The sequence below is a fragment of the Streptomyces sp. NBC_00075 genome (assembly GCF_045041225.1).
In the GTDB taxonomy this organism is placed as follows: Bacteria; Actinomycetota; Actinomycetes; order Streptomycetales; family Streptomycetaceae; genus Streptomyces; species Streptomyces adonidis.
This window is the reverse complement of the sequence record NZ_CP108243.1, coordinates 2,815,730-2,832,818: the sequence shown is the minus strand read 5'-3', so window position 1 is coordinate 2,832,818 and position 17,089 is coordinate 2,815,730. Positions and strand designations below refer to the sequence as shown.

Annotated in this window: 18 protein-coding genes; 10 read left to right on the top strand and 8 right to left on the bottom strand. The window is 69.3% G+C overall.

The window, feature by feature from the left end:
* Nucleotides 1-37: 37 nt before the first annotated feature.
* Nucleotides 38-841 carry an alpha/beta hydrolase gene (locus tag OG787_RS11935; protein ID WP_405535150.1) on the bottom strand — a complete coding sequence of 268 codons (804 nt, stop codon included), beginning with the start codon at nt 839-841 and terminating at the stop codon, nt 38-40.
* Between the two features lie 496 nt (nt 842-1,337).
* On the opposite strand from OG787_RS11935, the gene OG787_RS11930 reads away from it, so the two are divergent.
* Both OG787_RS11930 and OG787_RS11925 read left to right on the top strand, forming a co-directional pair.
* On the top strand, nt 1,338-1,988 hold the full coding sequence (locus OG787_RS11930; RefSeq protein WP_405535149.1) for a hydrolase: 651 nt from the start codon (nt 1,338-1,340) through the stop codon (nt 1,986-1,988).
* A 129-nt stretch (nt 1,989-2,117) separates the two neighbouring features.
* Nucleotides 2,118-2,810 (top strand): MoaF-related domain-containing protein, encoded by a 693-nt coding sequence (locus tag OG787_RS11925; protein WP_405535148.1) that lies wholly within the window; start codon nt 2,118-2,120, stop codon nt 2,808-2,810.
* A 50-nt stretch (nt 2,811-2,860) separates the two neighbouring features.
* Here OG787_RS11925 and OG787_RS11920 read toward each other — a convergent pair whose 3' ends face one another.
* The 5 genes from OG787_RS11920 to OG787_RS11900 form a co-directional block, all read right to left on the bottom strand.
* Nucleotides 2,861-5,632, bottom strand: coding sequence for an AAA family ATPase (locus OG787_RS11920; RefSeq protein WP_405535147.1), 2,772 nt, complete (start codon nt 5,630-5,632; stop codon nt 2,861-2,863).
* Nucleotides 5,633-6,046: 414 nt separating this feature from the next.
* Nucleotides 6,047-7,873, bottom strand: a complete 1,827-nt coding sequence (locus tag OG787_RS11915) for an SIR2 family protein (protein WP_405535146.1) — start codon at nt 7,871-7,873, stop codon at nt 6,047-6,049.
* A 288-nt stretch (nt 7,874-8,161) separates the two neighbouring features.
* Entirely contained in the window at nt 8,162-8,344 is a 183-nt protein-coding gene (locus tag OG787_RS11910; protein ID WP_405535145.1) for a hypothetical protein, read from the bottom strand.
* 54 nt (nt 8,345-8,398) lie between these two features.
* On the bottom strand, nt 8,399-8,683 hold the full coding sequence (locus OG787_RS11905; protein WP_405535144.1) for a hypothetical protein: 285 nt from the start codon (nt 8,681-8,683) through the stop codon (nt 8,399-8,401).
* Entirely contained in the window at nt 8,680-8,880 is a 201-nt protein-coding gene (locus OG787_RS11900) for a hypothetical protein (protein ID WP_405535143.1), read from the bottom strand. The genes OG787_RS11905 and OG787_RS11900 overlap by 4 nt, the downstream gene beginning before the upstream one ends.
* A gap of 128 nt (nt 8,881-9,008) precedes the next feature.
* Here OG787_RS11900 and OG787_RS11895 point away from each other — a divergent pair, with 128 nt between their 5' ends.
* A complete protein-coding gene (locus OG787_RS11895) occupies nt 9,009-9,164 on the top strand; it encodes a hypothetical protein (protein WP_405535142.1) in 156 nt (51 codons plus the stop codon).
* A gap of 286 nt (nt 9,165-9,450) precedes the next feature.
* Here the strand turns inward: OG787_RS11895 and OG787_RS11890 are convergent, their stop codons facing one another.
* Entirely contained in the window at nt 9,451-10,629 is a 1,179-nt protein-coding gene (locus tag OG787_RS11890; protein WP_405535141.1) for a tetratricopeptide repeat protein, read from the bottom strand.
* A 396-nt stretch (nt 10,630-11,025) separates the two neighbouring features.
* Here OG787_RS11890 and OG787_RS11885 point away from each other — a divergent pair, with 396 nt between their 5' ends.
* From OG787_RS11885 to OG787_RS11855, 7 genes are all read left to right on the top strand, one after another.
* Nucleotides 11,026-12,546: a radical SAM protein gene (locus OG787_RS11885; protein ID WP_405535140.1), complete on the top strand. Its 1,521-nt coding sequence runs from the start codon at nt 11,026-11,028 to the stop codon at nt 12,544-12,546.
* Entirely contained in the window at nt 12,536-13,210 is a 675-nt protein-coding gene (locus tag OG787_RS11880; RefSeq protein WP_405535139.1) for a hypothetical protein, read from the top strand. The genes OG787_RS11885 and OG787_RS11880 overlap by 11 nt, the downstream gene beginning before the upstream one ends.
* Nucleotides 13,207-14,007, top strand: a complete 801-nt coding sequence (locus OG787_RS11875) for a hypothetical protein (RefSeq protein ID WP_405535138.1) — start codon at nt 13,207-13,209, stop codon at nt 14,005-14,007. The genes OG787_RS11880 and OG787_RS11875 overlap by 4 nt, the downstream gene beginning before the upstream one ends.
* A 17-nt stretch (nt 14,008-14,024) precedes the next feature.
* Complete coding sequence (locus OG787_RS11870; RefSeq protein ID WP_405535137.1) at nt 14,025-14,855, top strand: PfkB family carbohydrate kinase; 831 nt, start codon at nt 14,025-14,027, stop codon at nt 14,853-14,855.
* 21 nt (nt 14,856-14,876) lie between these two features.
* Entirely contained in the window at nt 14,877-15,806 is a 930-nt protein-coding gene (locus tag OG787_RS11865) for a nucleoside 2-deoxyribosyltransferase (RefSeq protein WP_405535136.1), read from the top strand.
* Nucleotides 15,803-16,303: a hypothetical protein gene (locus OG787_RS11860; protein ID WP_405535135.1), complete on the top strand. Its 501-nt coding sequence runs from the start codon at nt 15,803-15,805 to the stop codon at nt 16,301-16,303. The genes OG787_RS11865 and OG787_RS11860 overlap by 4 nt, the downstream gene beginning before the upstream one ends.
* A gap of 86 nt (nt 16,304-16,389) precedes the next feature.
* Nucleotides 16,390-16,695 (top strand): MazG nucleotide pyrophosphohydrolase domain-containing protein, encoded by a 306-nt coding sequence (locus OG787_RS11855; RefSeq protein ID WP_405535134.1) that lies wholly within the window; start codon nt 16,390-16,392, stop codon nt 16,693-16,695.
* A gap of 134 nt (nt 16,696-16,829) precedes the next feature.
* On the opposite strand, the gene OG787_RS11850 is transcribed toward OG787_RS11855, so the two are convergent.
* Nucleotides 16,830-17,024, bottom strand: coding sequence for a hypothetical protein (locus tag OG787_RS11850; protein WP_405535133.1), 195 nt, complete (start codon nt 17,022-17,024; stop codon nt 16,830-16,832).
* Nucleotides 17,025-17,089 lie beyond the last annotated feature (65 nt).

Here is a 17,089-nt window from a genome sequence, read left to right as displayed (position 1 = left end):
CCGATGCGAAGCGGTGCGAGGTGCGCCGGGGAAGAAGTCAGGCGAGGCGGTTCTTGTCCAGCCAGGCCACGGCGGCGTCGGCGACGTCGCGCCAGCCGTGGTCGAGGGTGAGGGAGTGGCCGCGGTCGGGGAACTCGCGCACCTCGGTGTGCGCCGAGGAATGCCGGTACTGCTTGGCCGCGGAGCGCACCACCGCCGGTGGCACGATGTGGTCCTTGCCGCCCGACATCAGCAGCAGCGGGCCCCGCGCACTGTTGCGCGTGGCGACCCGGGCCGGGGAGGACGGGCTGAAGTTGGCGAAGGCGGCCTCGAACAGCGGCCGGGCCGGGCCGGGTATCGCCCACCGCGCGTACAGGTCGTCCGACTCATCGGCCGGCAGGGCGTTGCCGAACGCGTAACGGAACTGCTTGGCATTGAGTGAGACCGCCTTGGAACGGTTGCCCGGGTTGCCCAGCGCCACGAACGTCGAACGCAGCGTCGACACCGGCACCGGCTTCACGCCCCGGATCGGAGCGGGATCGATGGCGACCGCCGCCGACACCAGCTCGCGGCCCAGCAGGTTCTGCGCGATCAGACCGCCGAACGAGTGCCCGATCACCAGCGGCTTCACCGGCAGGTCGGCGATGATCCGCGCGTAGTGGTCGGCGATGTCCGTGATGCCGAACCCGGCCGTCGCCGCCGGATGCGCCCGCGTCTCCTCCGGCGTCTCCCCGACACCGGGCCAGCCCGGCGCGATCGGGTCGTAGCCCGCTTCCTCCAGCAGCTCAATCCAGCTCTGCCAACTCGCCGGATGAATCCACAAACCGTGGATCAGCACCACGGGAACAGCACTGGGGGCCATCTCGGGCCCTCCTCATCAGTGAATCGGGAAAGAACCCCGCGGATCGGAAGGTCGTCACCCTGCACGAACAGCCGCCACGTTGGTCCAGGGCGCCGTGCAGGTCCGAACAGCGTGCTGCGTCCGGTGACAGGCCCGCGTCTGTCACGTGACTGGTCCTGCCGTACAGGCATGTCCACCGCACGAAGCCCTGCCGCCCGTCACCACCCAGGAGAACCAACGGTCCGCGCACTCGTCGCTGGGCAGGACCCGAATGCCGTACGCGGCGCTGAACAGCGACACAGCCCCTTGCGCACATCGGGGCAACGACCGGCGGCGTGCGCCGGTCCCGCACCGTGGCGTGCAAGCGCGCCGTGGCCGGACGCCAGCGGCGTTCGCGGCACACCGCGGGTTGCCAGGACCAGTCACCTGACAGACGCCCGCAACCGGTGCGGCAGGTCAGGGTGAACGCGATACCGGCCCCACACACGCGGGCCGCCTGAGACACGGGAGACGCGACATGACCGCTGCCACCCCCTACACCGGCTTACAGGCCCTGGTCACACCGCAGGACAGTGTCCTGCTCATGATCGACCACCAGGGCTCGCAGTTCGCCGGCCTGCACAGCCACGAGCCCGGCGCCGTCGTCAACGCCGCAGCCGGCCTGACCAAGGCCGCCAAACTCTTCGGCGTACCCACCATCCTCACCACGGTCGTCGCCGACCGCGGCGGCCGCCTGATCCCGCAGATCCAAGACGTCTACCCCGATCAGGAACCCATCGAGCGCACTACCGTCAACAGCTGGGAGGACCAGCGCATCGTCGACGCCGTGGCCGCCACCGGACGCAAGAATCTCATCATCGCCGGGCTGTGGACCGAGATCTGCGTCGCCTTCCCCGCCGTCCACGCCCTCGCCGACGGCTACAAGGTCTTCGCCGTCACCGACGCCTGCGGCGGCGTCAGCCCCGAAGCCCACGAACGCGCCGTCCAGCGCATGGTCCAGGCCGGCGTCGTCCCCCTGACCTGGATGGCCGTCGCCGGGGAATGGCAACGCGACTGGGCACGGGAGGCAACCGTCCCCGGATTCGCCGACATCCTCTTCGCCCACGGCGGCAGCGTCGGCACCAGCCTCGCCTGGGAGTTCCAGCTCCTCGGCCTCGACAAGCAGTAACTCACCAGCCACGCCACCAACGGGCAGATTCCCTCCCGGCCCACCTCGGTGTGCCTGGTCGTTCCAGCAACGTCCCCGCACCGGGTGAGTCAGCCCACGCTGGCTCACCCGGCCTGACACAAAAGGCGGATGCCTGTGCGCAGTATCTTCGGCAGGCACTACCTGGCCGACCTCGGCAACCTCGTTGTACGACTGCACTTCACGTCCGAGACCAGCCTGACCTTCACCATCGTCAACGGCGGTGGCCTGGCCGAGGACGGCTACACCGAGACCGTCACTACCGCGATGTCTGCAGTCAGGCCCGGCGTGTACTTCACGACGTGGACGGAGAAGTCCGGTGCGCACGTCACGCATCTGGAGGACTTCGCCGGCGGCACGCTCCGCTCGGTGGCGTCCTTGCCCGATGGCCGCACAGCGGTCATGAACGGCACCCTCAAGCCGCTGGACGGGTCCGCTGTGGTGGACGACCGCAAGGCCATCGCCCGCAGGGCCATGCACGAGCTGTTCGAAAACGGCGATCTGAGCGCCCTGGACCGCTACTGGAGCGAGCCCTACGCCCAGCACAACCCCCAGATGCCCGACGGCCTCGACGGCATCCGCGCCATCGTCCCGACGCTGAAGAACTTCTCCTGGCAGCCGCAGCGCATGGTCGAGGAGGGCGACCTCGTCATGGCCCACAGCCGCGTGCTGGGTTGGGGGCCCGAACCGGTGGTCATCGTCGACATCTTCCGCTTCGAGGGCGATCGCATCGTCGAGCACTGGGACGTCGTCCAGCCCGAGGTCCCCGCCGCACGGACCGCCAGCGGCCGCCCCATGGTGTAGAGCGGGGCCGATCGGTGCGGCCGTCCCCGCAGGCGGGGGAGATCAGGCTGTCAGCGGCCGGGCTCGTCGCCACCGATGAGGTCGCGTAGTTGGTGGCGGGAGGTGATGCCGAGTTTGGGGAACACCCGGTACAGGTGGAATCCCACGGTTCGGGGGGAGAGGAAGAGGCGTTCCCCGATCTCTTTGTTGGTCATGCCCTGGGCGGCCATGCGCACGATCTGCTGCTGCTGAGGCGACAGTTCATCCAGAGGGGTATTGTTCGCCGCTTCCACCGGTACGCCTGAGGCCCGCAGTTCGGTGCGGGCCCGCTTGGCCCAGGGCACGGCACCGAGAGCGTCGAATGTTTCGAGCGATGCCGTCAGCAGCGTTCGGGCGTCGCTGATACGACGTTGCCTGCGCAGCCATTGGGCAAAGGCCAGTTGAGCTTGTGCCCGTTCGAAGGGCCAGCGGCTTGCGGCCGGGTCGTCGAGCGCGGCACGGAAGTGGCCTTCGGCGTCGTCCGATGGGGTCACGAGGGCACGGGCATGCGCCAGCAGTAGTTCCAGGCGCAGGGAGGTGCAGCCGCGCAGCCGCTGTTCGGCCCGCTCGACGATCGTGCGTACTTCGTCGACTTGGTGCGGCGTGTGGGCCGCAGTAGCAAGATCGGCCAGGCCGTAGTCGGACAGGTGGTAGTGGAAGGGCTCGCCGTCCGGTGTGAACAGGCGTCTGAAGGACCGGTATGCCGCCTCCGGGTCGCCCAGGGTCGCTGCGGCGATGCCGGATGCCCGGTGGGCCCTCACCATCGCGGAGCGCACCGGGTGGGGTGCGATCGAGGACAGGGCCTGCTCCGCGTGCTGCTGAGCGGTCTGGGCTTGTCCGCAGACTGCGGCCAGTGTTGCGGTGAAGGTCAGTGTCCATGCGGAGGACAGTCCGGGATTCTTGCTGCCAGCGACTTCGGCAGCCTGCTGGGCGGTGATCTCGGCGGCAGTCCAGTGGCCGGCGTCGAACAGGGCCCAGCCGTAGGTGGTCATGGCCATGCTGTTGGGTCCGGCACCGGACAGGGAACTGTGCGGGTCGACGAGCGGTGCCAGCAGGCGTACGGCGAGTTCGGTCTCGTCGAACAACGAGGCAAGACCTCCGCGCAGGAACTGCTCCGCGGCGTCGACGGCAGGGGTGTCGGCTACCGCGTTGAAGTCAGCGACGCAGGAGTCACGGCGACCGGTGGGCTCGGTGGCGGCCTGTACCCAGAGCCGGTACGTCGTGTAGGGCGCCTTCACCGGGGCCACCCTCTCCAAGGCCTGGGCGATCTGCACTCGGTGGGCATCGTCACCGGAGTGCAGCACCGCACTGGTCGCCACGCTCAGCGCGTGGATGGCCACTTCGGGTGCCGCCGAGGCCATGGTTTCGGCGACGGCCAGGAGTACCGCGACAGCCTCGGCGTTGCGGTTGGCGGTCGACGCGGCCCAGCCTTGGAGGATAGCTGCCTGCCCAAGCAGCGCAGGGTCCTGTGTCAGCTCGGTGATACGCGCGGCCAGCGCGATGGCACGTTCGGCTTCGTCGCTGAGGACGGCGGTCAACGCGGCCCGGGCGAAGCGGGCGGCCTGCAGCTGCGGATGCGGGCTGAGATGGGCTGCGCGTTCCAGGGCTTGCAGCGACTCGGCCGTGCCTCCCCGGCGCAAAGCGCGGTCGGCCGCCGCCTCCAGTGCCGAGGCCGCTTCCTCGTCGGGAGCGAACGCGGCAGCGGCCAGATGCCAGGCCCGACGGTCGGGAGCATGGGTACGGCTGGCAGCCAGAGCACGGTGGGCGGCACGGCGTGCGGCGACAGGAGCAGCCTGGTAGGCGGCAGCGCGGATCAGCGGGTGGGCGAAGGTCACGGCGCCGGCCGAGAACGACACGAGCCCGGCCTGCTCGGCAGGCAGCCACACCTCCGGCTCTCTGAGCCACTCCGGCAGCGCGGTCAACGCGGTGTTGTCGGATGCGGCAGCAACCAGCAGCGCCTGACGGGTGGAATCGGGCAAGGCACCCAGCCGGCCAGCGAACAGACGTTCAAGACGCTCGGTGAGCGGCACCCCGGAGCCCCTCCCGGCCAGATCCAAGCGCCGCCCGTCCTGCACCGCCTTGGCCAGCTCGACCAGAGCCAGAGGGTTCCCCTCGGCCTGCGCCAGCACAAGCTCCCGATCGAAGCCCTCAGGAGGGCTCGACGTGTGATCGAGCAGCAGGCCTGCTGCCGATGACGTCAGCGGCTCCAGCCGGATCAGGGGCAATCCGTCTGCGAACTGGCGGGGCACCTCCCCCCGCGCGCCGATCAGGACACAGACATCGAGGCCGTCGAGGCGCCGGGCCACGAACCCCAAGACATCCAGGGTGGTGTCGTCCACCCACTGAGCATCGTCGACACAGATCAGCAACCCATTGTCGTCCGCCATGTCCGTCAGCAACGTCAGCACGGCCAGGCACAGCATCAGCATGTTGGGAGGCTGCTGCGCCTGGTTGAGGCCGAAGGCAGCGTGCAGGCTCGCCCGCTGATGCTCGGGAAGAGCGGACACCCGGTGCAGCGCGCGGCGCAGGAGCTGATGCAGACCCGCCAGCGGCAGATGCTGCTCGTTCGCCGTACCGCGCAGCTCCAACACCGCCATCGCCTGCTGCTCGGCCACGCGACGCGCGGCGTGCAGCAGGGCGGTCTTTCCCGCCCCCGCTTCCCCAACGACCACAGCACACGGGTTCTCGGACCCGGGGCGCACGATCTCGGCGAGACGGGCGGCCTCGTAGGCCCGTCCGACGAGGCCTAGCTCGTCCACCGCCCGTTCTGCTGCAGCACGGCGACCACCGGACATCTCCCCCATAGAGCCCCCACAGATCTTTCGCTCCCCAGGTGGCAGCCTAGTCAACAGCCAGCTGCTACGCCGGACGTCAGAGACCGCCTACCGCAACTCGGGGACTTTCCGGAATGCGGGCAGCACTGTCACCTAGGACAGAAATCGACCTCTACCGGACCGGACAACGGACAAGACCAAACCCTGTCCATAACTTGATCTCATACGCCCACGGGCCCTTCGGCAGCTGCGGCACGGGCCGCGCGAAGGCGACGTCTACAGGCCACTCCACAGCATCAGCCTGCGCCCTTGCGGTACCGGCCGCCTGCTGGCGACTCCCGCGTTGCCGGCAGGCGGCCCGGGCGGGCGGGGGCGGCTGCGGTATGACCGCGCAGCACGGCGCATGCCCGGCAGCGCAGCGGCCGGGGTGATTGTGGCGGTGGATCACCACGTTCTGCCGTACTGGCCCCTCCAGGCAGTAACGTCGGTGAAGGCTTCCTGGGCGCGGAGGAGCTGGCCGCCGAAGCCACCGGCGCGCAACAACGGCCAGGTATCGGTGAGTTCCGCTTCGATGGCGGTGAGCCCATTGCCGTCGTGGCCCCAGGTGGAGTCGAGGAAAAACTCTCCGGCCCAGGGGTTGGCGAGGTCGGGCTTGTCGGTGTCCATGGCGATCATGGAGGCCAGGAGCTCGAACCGGGAGGATGCTTCGCGGTAGGCGATGTCGCTCGGCTCGACGAGCCGGAAGGGCTCGCGGAGTGTTTCCTTGATCCAGTTGCTCTGTGGGTAGAGGAACTTGTTCCCGTTGTCCGCACGGTGCATGTCGTGGAGGCCCTCAGCGCTGAGGATCCGGAGGGGGTTGAGGTACCAGGCTGGTCCGCGGCGGGGGTGTCCGGAGTGAGGGACGGTCCACTCCGGGCGGTAAAGGGCGGTGGCCAGCAGTTCCTCGCGGCGGCTGAGAACGGCGGCGACGCCGATCGTCCAGGTGGCCAGAAGCGCCGGCAGGTGGCGCATCTTCTCCAAGTACTCGTTGTATGTGCCCGGCATGCTGTCCCGCAGCCGCACCAGGCGCTCGACGGCGCGCCGCCATACGTGGTCGTGGGTGCCGTCGTCGTGGAAGACCCCGTTGGCCAGCAGGTGCAGCAGGGTGTCGCTGTCGGCCCGGTATCCCCGGACATTGGAGCCGAAGGTGTCGGCCCAGGTGGTGGACGTGGCCAGCACCGGTCGGTGCTCGGGCGTGCTGCGGTTGATGATCTGGGTGACGGACTGGTCGACGAGGTCGAAAAGCTCGATGCGGCGGAGGGGATCGGGCAGGGCTCGCTTGAGCTGGACGACGGCCGCGTCCCGGGTGATGGGCGCGGTGGTCAGGTGGTCGAGGGCTTCGATGCGGCGCACGAGGTCCGTGAACAGCTCGTCCGCGTTCTTGCCGTCGATCACCACCGCGTCGTGCTGGGCGGTGAGAGCCTGGGCGGCGTCGCTGAACCGGCCGTACTGCGACCAGAACAGCGGGTACCGGCGCGACCGGGTGGACCCGACGGCTCGGACGAGCGCCTTGTCCCAGTCCGCGGACCACCCGCACACGACCAGCCCGTACTCGTCCAGGACCCGCTCCAAAAGCTGCTGGAGCTCGTCGGGGTAGGCCTCCAGTTCATCGACGGTGTTGCGCTGCTCCAGGTCGGCGTAGTCGCCGTGCAGCTTGATCACGGTGACCTGGCTGTGTGCGAGCGGCTTGATCCCCTTGATCTGCTCCGGGCGGCTTACCACCTGGGGCGAGATTCCTACCTCCTGCAGTGCCCGTTCGGTCAGCCGGTCGAAGTTGGTCGTGAGAATGACGCGGATGCTGCCGCGCTTGACCAGCTGGGCGATGGCCCGGTGCGCCGCAGTCGGGCCCTTGCTGTCGTCCTGGCCTTCCTCGGGCTCGAAGTACTTCGCCAGCATCGCCTGCCGGGAGGCGGGCTTCGGCGCCGCGGCGGCCAGCAGGGCTGAGTAGCCCAGGGGCTCGCTGGTGTTGGCCTCCCACCACTTCTCGGGGTCGGCCATAGCCTCGTTCCGGGCGTCAGGGTTGTCGGGGTCGCGGACGGCGGCGACCTTTCCGACGATGTCCTTCACGACACCCCAGCCGGTCTCCACCCCAGAGGCGATCGAGATACCGGCTCCCAGCAGCAGCGCGTACACGCCCGGACTTGAGTGCATGTTCAGCGCCATGGCCATCGGAGGCTCGATGAGACCCCCGGCCGGGATGGTGACCGCTCCGGTCGCGTCTTCGCTTGCCATGTATGTCTCCTTCTGCCGATGACGCGCCCGATGGACGAAGACTCATCAGCTCTGACAGCAGGATACCCGATTAATCGTCACTGTGACGAGAATTGGGTTCCGGGCCCGGATCATGCTTCAGGGATCGGCGACCGGAGATGCCCCCGCCCCAACCCTCCATGCAGACAGGCCGCTACTCGGGCGAACCACCGTTCTCAAGTCCGGCCTCGGAGCGGGCCGGCGCGATGCCCGAGCGGCCTCTGAACCCCACCGGACCTCAGGCCTGTCGAGGCCCGAGGTCTCGTGCGTTCACGGGGTGAGGCGGTGCCAGATGAAGACGCAGCTCCCCAGGCTGGCGAGTGACGGCCGGCGCAGCACGGACCGGATCCGCTCGGGTCCCACCAGGACGACGGGCATCCGGCGCTCATGCTCCTGGAACAGGCTCCACAGCGCGTAGACGTACTGCAGGGCCGGTCCGCAGCAGATGGGCATCGCGTACGTTCACCACCGGCCAGGAGCGCCGCGCGAGATCGTTCTCGAAGGCCCTCAGTTCAGAGCAGCATGGCCAGCCTCGGTGGCCTCCATCAGGTCTGGCCGCTCTCCGTTCGCCGGGTGGACGATCTGGATGAGACCGCCGTCGTGCAGATCGATCATGGCCTTGTAGAGCCCGAACTGCTTCTCCTGCCACGCCACACGCCGAGAGTCTCCCTCGGCGGCGCTGCGTTCGAAGTTCGCTGGGTGGATGATGTGAAAGAAGTCGGAGGCGGCCACGGGCTCAGGTGACTGGGCGATCAGGCGTAGGAGCTCATGCTCGTCGGCGTTCAGCGTCATGACGGCAGCGTAGAGGCCGTACTGGGCAGGGCTGCTGGATCCGGGCCCAGGTGTCGGTAGCCGTGGCGAACGACCCACACCATGAGCTGACGGCGCAGAACGAGGATCTCGATGTCCTTGCCATGGTCGCTCATCGGCAGTAGGCGCAGCAGGGCGAACATGGTCGTCACACCCGGATAGGCCAGTCGCAGCAGCATGGCCGGTCATGCTCCCGCAGATCCCGGCACGCCACCACAGCGCCTCCCACTAGGGCGGATGAGGTTCTCGGCAGGGGCAGGTTCTCGGATGCGGCATCAACGACGTCTGGCGCCGCTTCCAGAACCGGATGCCCGAGGCGGTCGACCCCGGCGAGTACACCCGGCACCTGACCGGGATGCTCAACCAACTCAGCGGATACTCCCGCCGGATCGTAGTCGTCTCCGAAACCCCGTTCGGCCCGATCGAGGACCAACCCCAAGACCGTCACGGCCATGAACGCTGAGCTCGCGCTACAACACGGCCGCCGCGCAGCACCTCACCGGCGAACCAACTGGTCTGTCGAGCGACGGTGTCCACCTGACCGAGCTCGGCGACACCATCTTGCTCCAGCAGACGGAACGGCTCCTCGCCGATCACCGCATCGTCGAACAGCTCCTGGCTACCTGCTCCCGTAGCCTCTCCATCTTGCAGACCTGGGACGGGGACACGCACTGGGCATTTCGGCGCTGGCGGCTGGTGCTCGCATAGGACACCGGCTCCATTGCGGGATTGCGCCGGCCGGACTGGTCTCAAGCGAGGGCTGCGGCGCGACTTCTGAGTTCTTGTGCTTTCGGATTGTTCGGGAGACGGCGTAGTCGAACGGACATGTCCTGAACGGCCGAGCGAACTTTGACGGAGCGGATGCCCTCCGCGCAGTCGAGGAAGTCGGACCACGTCGTGAGAGCGCCGTCCGTATCTCCTCGGCGCAGGCGGACCCCCGCGAGGTCGGCTGTGACGATGGCGCGGGTACGTCGGCGGTCGACCCCGTGGAAGTTGAGGGCGAGGAGAAGGTGTTCCTCGGCGGCGGTGAGGTCGCCGAGGCGGTTGAGGATCATGCCGGTTTCGTGAGCCCAGCGGCCTGGGGAGTAGTGGGCGGCCCAGGAGTCGGTGGGGCCGGTCTGGGGGCGGCCGATGGCGGTTTCGGCAAGGGCGAGGTGCTGGGAGGCAAGGCGACGGTCGTTGTCCTGAGCGGCGGCGTTGGCCAGTGTGGCGTTGTAGTAGGCCACAGCGCGCGGATTGTCGAGGTCGCGTCCGTAGGTGACGCAGGCTTCGCTGAGCTGGACGGCTTCGGCGTGGTAGCCCAGGTCGATGCAGTGGACCGCGAGCCCTCGCAAGGCCGTGGCTGCGAGTTCGCGGTCGCCGGCTTCGGCGGCGAGCCCGTAGGCGTGGGCGTAGTAGCCCTGGGCGAGGCCTTGAAGCTCGGGGGAGTCGCCTTCGTCCTGCGCCATCCAGCCGGCGAGGTGGGCGAGCTGGGAAGCGGCAGCGAACAGCTCTCTGCCAGTGGCCTCCGTGTACTTTCCGTTCAGCCACGGTGCAACGTCTTCAGTGAGGTAGCGCACGGCGAGGTGGCGCGCGTGTCCGCCGCCGAGCTCGGACGCGGAGTCGCCGAGGCTCTTCACCATGATCTTGACGGCGGCCACTTCGCCGCGCCCGACGCGGACGGCTCCAGCGGGTGCGCTGTGGACACGACGGGTGATGCTGTCGGGGTCGGGCAGGCCGAGGGCGGCGAGGGCGTAGCCGCTGGACGCGGTGAGGAACTTCCGGCGGTCCACCTCGAGGTCGCTCCTTCCCAGCTGGATGACTGAGGCCACGGTATCGGCGGGGGCCGGTGTGAGGGGCGGTTGCGGGACGCCTCTGGCGTCGGGGTCGAGTTCGAGGACGCGGGCGACGTAGGGCCACCAGTAGTCGGGCGTACGTTCGCCGGTCATCCACTTGCGTGCGTACTGACGTTGTAATCGGTCGGGTCCGCTGCCCTCGGCCCGGCCGACAGCACGTGCCAGCTGGGTCGGTCCCCAGCCACGTTTCCGGCAGGCTGAGCTGATCAGGTACGCGAGGTGCTGTGCGTGCGGTGCAGGCGTCATCCCGTCACCCCGTCCCTGGACTACGCGGGACTACGGAGGACTACATCTTCCCCTCTTCCGGGGGTGCGCACGCGGAGCTTGACTGAACTTTCCCTCCGCCCGAACAGCGGTCCTGAACAAGGATGTTGACACGCTCATGACCCGGCTTCCGGCCGAGGACGTTCGCGTGGGCCAGGTGGAGCGGGCCGCCCGCGTCGGTGCGGACGGCCCGGCCCGATCAGCTGGTACTGGAGAGGAGTCTCGGTGACCGTCCCTGTGGTGATCTTGGACTGCTACACCGTCGAGCCCAGTGGCCTGGGCGTCCCCCCTTACTTGTCCGCATACGTGCGGCAGGCGTATGCGGCCCTGCGCCGGGCCAGGCCCGACGCCGAGGTGAAGTACGTGACGATCGACGATGTCCGCTGGTGCCTGGCCGGCGGCCGCCCTGCGGTGGAGCCGCCGCTGAGCGACCGGCTGACGTACTCGGCGACCGTCAACCGCGACAAGGCGGTGGAGCTGCTGCGCGATGCCGACATGGTGGTCGTGGTGGCGGGCGACAAGGTCCCGTCGGTGCACCTGCACGCCGTCAACGCCGGACAGGACGACATCGCCCGCGCGATGGCCTGCGTGCGGGGCCGCCGTTACCTGCTTGGTCCGATGGCCACGTGGGCCCTGTCGGAGCCTGCTTCCTGGGCCGGGCTGTTCGACGCGGTCCACACCCACACCGTCACCGCGTCCACCCTGGCCCTGGGGAGCCGCGAGCCCGCCCCGTACGGGCAGCTGGCGACGGACCGCGACTCGTTCGCCGAGTTGATCGGACAGATGCCCTGGGCGCCCGTTGCCGAGCTGGAGCTGTACCGCGGCTGCACCCGCAACGCCTTCTGCCGGTTTTGCAACGAGCCGGCCAAGGCGCCGACGGTCGCGCACCGGGCGGTCGAAGACGTCCTGGCCGAGGCCGGGCAACTGTACGACGCGGGGGTGCGGCACTTCCGGCTCGGCCAGCAGACGTGCTTCTTCTCCTACCAGGGCCGCAGCGAGGAGGCGATCCGGGCCCTGCTCGGCGGAATCCGTGAGCGCTGCCCGGACCTTCAGATGCTGCACATCGACAACGCAGACCCACTGGCCGTGGCCGCGCCGGTCGGCAAGCGGATCGCGGCCACGGTCGCCGAGTTCTGCACCGAGGGCAACTGCGCCCCGATGGGGATCGAGTCGTTCGACCCGGCCGTCATCGAACGCAACACCCTGACGTGCATCGAGGACATCCTGCTGCGCGCCGTCGAGCACGTGAACGAGGCCGGCGCCGAGCGCGGGCCGGGCGGGCTGCCCCGGCTGCTGCCCGGTCTCAACCTGATCTACGGCCTGCCGGGCGAGACCCACGCCACGCACCTGGCCAACCTCACCGCCCTGCGGCGGATCTACGACGCGGGGCTGATGTGCCACCGCACCAACGTCCGCATGGCCCGCGCGTTCCCTGGGACGCCGCTCGCGGAGGAAGAGACGAGTCTTCAGGGCCTGCCGTCCGCGGAGCACTTCGCCACCTGGAAGGCTGACATCGACCAGCTATGGGACCGGCCGATGAAGCAGCGCGTCTACCCCGCAGGTCTTCAGATTCCCGGCGTGCACGCCTACTTCGTCGACGAGCACGGCACCTGGTTCCGACGCCTGGGCTCCTACGCGATCCAGATCATCGAGACCGGCGCCGTCGTCCCGGTGGGAATGCCAGCCGACATCACCGTCACCGGGCACGCCCCGCGCGTCATCTACGGCACTCACCGTGCCCGCTGACCCCGCTGCGACAGTGCGGAGGCATGTGGGCGTGCTGCTGCCGTGGGCCAACGTGGCGGTTGAGGAGGAGTTGCCCCAACTCGGCGAGCCGGGCGTGGTCTTCCACTACGCTCGGCTCGTGCCGGCCTCCCGCACGACCGCCGTCGACGACTCCTTCTGGCACGGGCTGCGGGCTGCCTCCGCCAGCGCCGTCGACTCCCTGCGGCACCTGCCGCTGGACACCACCGTGCTGGCGTGCACCTCCGCCGGCTTCACCGGCGGGCCCGCGCTGCCGCCGGGCGTGATCACTGCCTTCGACGCCGTCACTGCCACGCTGCACCAGCGCCACGTGGCCCGCGTCGCGCTGGCCACCCCCTACCCCGAGCCCGTCACCCAGGCCGAAGCCGAAGCCCTCGCAGCGCACGGCATCGAGGTAACCGCCCACGCCAGCCTCGGCCTCGACGACGGCTACCCCCACATCACCCCCGGGCAGATCCTCACGCTGTGCGACGGCCTTCCGCCGGCCGCGCTCGCCCAGGCCAACGCACTCGTGCTGTCGTGCACCGGCTGGCGAACCCTGACCGCTGCGGCCGCCCTGCACGAGCAGCTGCGCATCCCCGTGATCTCCTCCAACCTCGCCCTCGCCACCCACACCCACTCGCCCGCTCCAGGAGCAGCGCCGTGACCGTCACCAGACCCACCAAGCGCAGCGACGACCGCGTCCTGGCGTTCGTCACCCGCGCAGCCGCCCTCGACGACGTACGCGCCGAGGTGGAGGCCAACCACGACCACAACCGCTGGTGGCCGCCCACCATCACCGACCCGCGCATGCGGATGCTCGCGGCCGGCTGGTCCACCCGGATCAACTACCGCATGGTCGACACCTACGCGGCCGTCCTCGCACACGCCGACACGATCGGCTTCGACGACCTCATCGACCTCGATGACGACCAGGCCCGCGACCTGGTCGCCCCGCTCGGCCTGACCGAAGCCCGTCTGACCTACCTCTACTCCCTGGCCGACACCCTGGCTCGCTGGGACAAGGACGGCGCCGACCCGGCCGCCTGGGACGCCAAGTCCTTCATCGCTGCCTTCGCCCGCGAGGTGCGCGGAGCCTCCTACAAGGTCGCCCAGTGCGCCGCCCTGTACGCCCGCGGCTACCACTGCGGCATCATCCCCGTCGACTCCGGCATGGTCACCACGCTCGCCCCCGCCCTCGGCTTCACCCTCCCCTCCGGCCCCGCCGCCCACGAACACCTGCGCACCCTGCTGGAGCACGCCGTCGCCCGCCACACCGACGCCCTGCGGACCCTGGCCGCGGGCCAGGATGTCACCATCCCGGTCGAGGCGGCACCGGCCTGGTGGACCCACCTCGTGTTGATCTACTTCAAACGCCTCTACCTCAACCGGCCACCCGCCCGCCTGTGCACGCGCCGTCCTACTTGCGCCGCTCTGACCGACTGCACGCACACCCGGACCTGACCGAGGAGAGAGCCGCGATGCAGCGCACCATCGTGATCGGCAACATCTCCCTCGACCACATCCACCGTCCCGGCCACCGGCCGGCACACCAACTCGGCGGCGCCGCCCTCCACTTGGCCGCCGCGGCCGCCCGCGCCGGACTGACGGCCGCGCCCGCAGCCGCCGTCGGAGACGACCTTTCCACTCTGGCCGACGACACGCGTCTTCCCAGCCTGGACTGGAGCCTCCTCCACCACGCCCCCGAGCCGTCGGCCGCGTTCACCATCCACTACGACGAAACGGAAACCGTCACGGACGTCGACACCGACTACGGGGCCGCCGGGCACCTCACCGCCCACGCCCTCCACGTGATCGACCGCCATCCCCGGGCCGTCTTCCACGTCAGCTGCCGCCACCCCCTTGACGTCCCCACGGTCCTCGAAGCACTGACCGCACAGGGCTGCGCCTTCAGCCTGGACTTCCACCTCCCCAGTGCCCCCCAGCTCATCCCCGCCGCCACCCCCTGGCTTCACCACGCGACCACGATCTTCGTCAACGCCCAGGAACACGCGCTCCTCAGCCACCACACCGGCCGCCCAAGCCCCTGCCCGGAGACCGTCATCACCGACGGCCCCCGCCCCGCCCGCGTGCTCGCGCACCGCCACGCTCCACGACCTGTCGCTCCCGCCACCGTTCCCACCGTCCGGCAGATCACCGGTGCCGGGGACACCCTGGCCGGCGCCTACCTCGCGCACCGCGCGCGACACCTTCCACCAGCAGCCGCCCTCGACCTCGCAGTCCAGGCCGCCACCCGCCACACGGCCCGGTTCCCTCTTACCGTCCCCGCACCACGCCGCGCCACGTCCTGACCCGTAGCAGGAGGCCGCCCGATGCACTACGTCGCACACCGTCTCTTCGCCGCCCACGACCGTGCCCTCGCCGCCGACCTGGCCGACCGCCTCGCCGTCAAGCTCGGCGAAGACCAGGTCTTCCTCCCCTTCTGCGACACCGACGAAGAGGACCTCATCGCCGACATCAAGGGCAAGCGTCTGTTCGAACTCGACCGCGACCGCCTCCGCCGCATCCGCGCCCTCATCGCCATCGTCCACGGCCCCAGCCCGGACGACGGCGTCTGCATGGAGATCGGCTACGCCGCAGCCCTCGGCGCACCCGTGATCGTGATGACCACCGACTTCCAGGACTACTCCGCCACCCTCCACGGCCCACGCTCCGTGTTCCCCGATCCTCTCTTGGACGCCCTCGCCACCCGCATCGTCCGCGTCCCCCGTCTCGGCACCCCCGGCGAGCCGACGGGCGGCAGCCGCTTCGCAGACTTCGCCGCCCGCAACCACACCCAGATCCAGGAGGCCACCGAGGCCTGCGTCGACGCCGTCCTCCAACTCCCCTCCCCGGCCGCGGCAACACCCCGCCCATCCCGAGACGCCCACACGGTGTTCGTCGAACCCAGCCCGTACACCCCAGCACGCGCCGGACTTCCCTCCACCACGGGGACCACAGTCCTCCATCCGACCCGCTTCGACGCCGGCGACCCCCTCACGGCCGCGCGCCACGACTGGGCCACCGCTCTCCGCTCCACCCGCATCGTCGTCGACACCTCCGGCCCCGAGACCCCGCCAGGAGCCGCCCTTCTCATCGGGGCAGCCTGCGCCACGGGCCAGCCGGTCGCCGCGTATCTGCCATGCAGCGCCTACACCCATGCGGCAGGCCGCGAGCCCAACTTCCGCAACCTGATGATCCAGTACGGCGTCGACGCCGTGCTCCGTACACCGGACGAGGTGACCGCGTGGCTCGGCGGATGACTCTGCAGGAGATCGCCGGCCACCGCACGGTCGTACTCGAAGGCGGCGACGGCGTCGGCAAGAGCACGCTGGCCGACCTCCTCGTCACCCAGCACGACTTCACCGCAGCTCACTCACCCCGCACGCCGGACCATCAGGACCTGACCAGCCGCTACCGTGGTCTCCTCGCCCGGCCCGGCCGGCTCGTCCTGGACCGCAGCTTCGTCAGCGAGCTCGTCTACGGCCCTCTTTACCGCGACCGCTCGCGCCTCACCTGGGACCAGGCACTCGAACTCGCCGACCTCGTCACCACCCGCGACGGAGTCTTCCTCCACCTCACCGCCCCCGCGGCCATCGTGCACGGCCGCCTCAAGGCCCGCGACGGTCAGGCACCCGATCTGGAGGTGATCGCCGAAATATCCCACGCCTACCAGCGCGTCTTCCGGCTCCTGGACAGTCATGCGACGGTTCTCACCTACAAGACGGCGCCAGAAGCTGGCTGCCGCCCCACCGGCTGACTCCTGTCCCGTTCTTGCCTCTCCGGCGCCTGAGCCTCGCTACTGTTCCCCGAGAACGCCGCACTGCACCATCAAGGGGATCTGCCGTGGACATCGCCGAGGCCCAGAAGCTCGCCTGGGAGAACAAACTCGCCAAGGGCTTCAACACCACCGACATCGCCCTGGAGTTCGGCTTGCTCACGGCCGAGGTCGGCGAGGCATTCACGGCGTGGCGCAAAGGCCTGCCTGACCACGGCGAAGAACTCGCCGACGTCTTCCTCTACCTGACGGCGATCGCGGAGATGCAGGGTGTCGACCTTGCCGACGCCGTCAGGCAAAAGATCGCGAAGAACACACGTCGCGAGTACGCCCCCGGCTCCAATGGCGCACTGATGCGTACCAGTCAAGATTGAACCTGAGCGCGGATCACTCTGCCCCCAGTCATACCGTCACGAATTGTAGCCAACGGAACGGTAGGCATCAGCGTTCACGCCCGTAGTGAACGCGGCTGCTCCGGCCCACAGGTAGGCCTGCCGCCCGGTGACCTTTACGTCCTGGGCCTTGCGTTCCAGGGGAGTTCACCTGAGTGCCGCTGAACGAACTCGCGGTACTCGCTGATGACGCTGGGCCGGTCGTGGTGGCCCGGCAGCTCCCGCTGGGACGTCAGGTCGTTGTCCGGAATCGGGGCACGCTGCTTGTGGGTCTGCCGGACCACGACGTTGTTGACGACGATTTCCTGCATCTCCTCGTAGTGGCACTCAGCAACGTCACCCCTCGCGTCCCGCACGAGCAGCGGGTTGCTGCGGC